This is a genomic window from Novosphingobium naphthalenivorans NBRC 102051, assembly GCF_001590985.1.
Lineage (GTDB): Bacteria > Pseudomonadota > Alphaproteobacteria > Sphingomonadales > Sphingomonadaceae > Novosphingobium > Novosphingobium naphthalenivorans.
Map to the genome: position 1 here is coordinate 1 of NZ_BCTX01000187.1, position 1,718 is coordinate 1,718.

Below are 1,718 nucleotides of genomic sequence, written 5' to 3' on the forward strand. Positions count from 1 at the left end.
CTAGTGCGGCTTGACGTTGCGGGCCGCGTCTTCCGCTGCGTTGCCGACCTTGGAGGCGGCATTGCCGACATCGCTGGCGGCCTCGGCGATGGCGTCGTTCGTGGCGTTCTCGTTCGGGGAATGCTTGTTGAACAGGTACATGATGCTGATCACCCCGATCAGCAGGGCAATTGCCATGACGATGCCCATGGCGCTGCCGGACTGTTCGCGGATCACCGTGACCGGCGCGGGAGAGGGCCCGGCGCTGTCAGTGGTATCGGTTTCGTCAGCCATGTTCGGCTCCTGTCTTGGTGCGCCTGTTATCGGTGCGGATAGGGCGATGCTCATCGGCAGAGGGTGCGGCGGTTGCCGCGGCTGTCCGCCGGGACCCGCGCCCGGCTTGTGCGCCTGTCCGCGCGCCGTCAACGGTTAGAGGCTTCCGGCAGCCATTTTTTCCGGGATGCGGCCGGGCTTCCGGCTTTGTCTCGCATATCCTGCTTCGTGATTCTGCTGGCGCGGGAAGGCTTGCCGCGTGCGCGGCCTGCATCCGTTCGCCGCACGACGCGCTCGAATCGCCTGCACATCCGGCAAGGCAGGCTGGTGTGTTCATGTGCCAGACAGGTCAGCCTGAACACGCAGGACATCCAGGGCGTTCACGTGTAGCTTCCATGCCGCACATCCGGCAAAATGAAATGAAACGGGTTTTGACAGCCGGCCCCGTCCTCACGCGGAAAATCCGCGATTGCGGAAGGCTGGCCGGTCCAGTTTTAAGGAGTAGTGCAATGAGTGTGATTTCCAAAAGGCCGCAGGCTCTTTTCCTGCTTGCCATGCTGGCCGTGCCCGCGTCGGGCCTGGCTGCGCAGGACCAGGACAACGGCCTAGAGACCACCGTGAGCGATACGAGCGCGCCCGAGGGCGCCCAGATGACCGAAGGGCCCGACATCGAAGGCATCATCTCCGCGCGCAGCGGCGACAAGATGAAAGTCACGGCGTCCGACGGCACCAGTTCTATCATCACGATCAATGACCAGACCGAGATCCGGGGCCGTGGCGGTTTCCTGGGCCTTGCCAGCAAGGAGCGGGCCGCGGCGTCGCTGCTCAACGGCCTTCCGGTTTCCGTCAAGACAGCGCAATGGGGCAATGGCCTCGTGGCGCGGCAGATCAAGTTCCGGAACAACGATTTCAAGACCGCGGCGATGATCCACAACGGCACGGACCAGCGTTTTGCCGAACAGAGCGCGGCGACCGACGCACTGCGCAGCCGCATGGGCGATATCGACAAGTACAATATCAAGAGCACGACGAACGTGAACTTCGACACCGGCAAGGCCGTGCTGTCCGAGCAGGCGAAGTCCGATCTGTGCATGGCCGCCTCCACGGCCGAGGGGATGGACAATGCCCTGCTGCTGGTTGTCGGCTACACCGATTCCACCGGAAGCTACGACTTCAACCAGCAGCTTAGCGAAAAGCGGGCGAGCCGCGTCGTCAACTATCTGCAGCAGGCCTGCCACTGGAAGCCCTATCGTATGCTGACCCCCACCGGGATGGCCGAAGCGGACCCGCTGGCCAGCAACGATACGATCGAAGGCAAGGCGCAGAACCGCCGCGTTGCCGTGAATATTCTGGTCAGCAAGGCCGTCGACGGTTTTTGACACACGCACGGGGTGGGCCTGGCTCACCCCGTCTATCCGCCGGATGATGGCACATCCGTACTGGCCCTAGGGCCAATCGACATTCCG

The 1,718-nt window shown here is 63.3% G+C and carries 2 protein-coding genes; one reads left to right on the top strand and one right to left on the bottom strand.

Features of this window, described 5'->3' with window-relative positions; translation table 11 throughout:
- Positions 1-273, bottom strand: coding sequence for a hypothetical protein (locus tag NN5_RS24600; RefSeq protein WP_067739334.1), 273 nt, complete (start codon positions 271-273; stop codon positions 1-3).
- A gap of 488 nt (positions 274-761) precedes the next feature.
- Between NN5_RS24600 and NN5_RS24605 the strand changes: the two genes are divergently transcribed.
- Positions 762-1,631, top strand: coding sequence for an OmpA family protein (locus tag NN5_RS24605; protein ID WP_067739337.1), 870 nt, complete (start codon positions 762-764; stop codon positions 1,629-1,631).
- The last annotated feature ends 87 nt before the right edge of the window (positions 1,632-1,718 follow it).

Coding starts and splice junctions, on each gene's coding strand:
- NN5_RS24605 (WP_067739337.1), top strand. CDS start 762: ATGAGTGTGATTTCCAAAAGGCCGCAGGCTCTTTTCCTGCTTGCCATG.
- NN5_RS24600 (WP_067739334.1), bottom strand. CDS start 273: ATGGCTGACGAAACCGATACCACTGACAGCGCCGGGCCCTCTCCCGCG.